This is a genomic window from Mesorhizobium sp. M1E.F.Ca.ET.063.01.1.1 (assembly GCF_003998155.1).
Taxonomy (GTDB): Bacteria; Pseudomonadota; Alphaproteobacteria; order Rhizobiales; family Rhizobiaceae; genus Mesorhizobium.
In genome coordinates, this window is the sequence record NZ_RZSC01001726.1 from 1 (window position 1) to 403 (window position 403).

The 403-nt window shown below is 58.8% G+C and carries 1 protein-coding gene; it reads left to right on the top strand.

Annotation, left to right across the window (positions count from 1 at the left end):
• Positions 1-69: 69 nt before the first annotated feature.
• Positions 70-403, top strand: a 334-nt coding sequence (locus EOA29_RS40610) for a terminase small subunit (RefSeq protein WP_189479218.1), incomplete at its 3' end; no start/stop codon positions are given.

Sequence of the window (403 nt, forward strand, 5' to 3'; positions counted from 1 at the left end):
ATTCAATGGCGCATTTAGTGCGCCAATTGTATTTCCCCGATGGCGCACCGATGGCGCAATGGCGCGAGAATGGTACGCCCAGAGCTCTTCAGGATAGCAGAAGGCCGTCGGCTGCAGTATTCTGGCACCGCAATGTCAAATGCAAAATTGAACATACGCCAGGAGCGTTTCTGCTTTGGCCTCGCCGAAGGCCTTCCACAATCTCGCGCCTATGTCGAGGCGGGCTACGCTGCGCGCGGCAACGCTGCTGAGGTGGAGGCCTCCAAGATGGTCAGATTACCTAAGGTGGCCGCCCGCGTCGCTGAGTTGCGGGCCGAGGCCGCAAAGCGGTCAGAGGTTACGGTCGACGATCTGGTCGCCGAGCTTGAAATCATGCGCAAACTCGCCATGGCATGCAAGAACC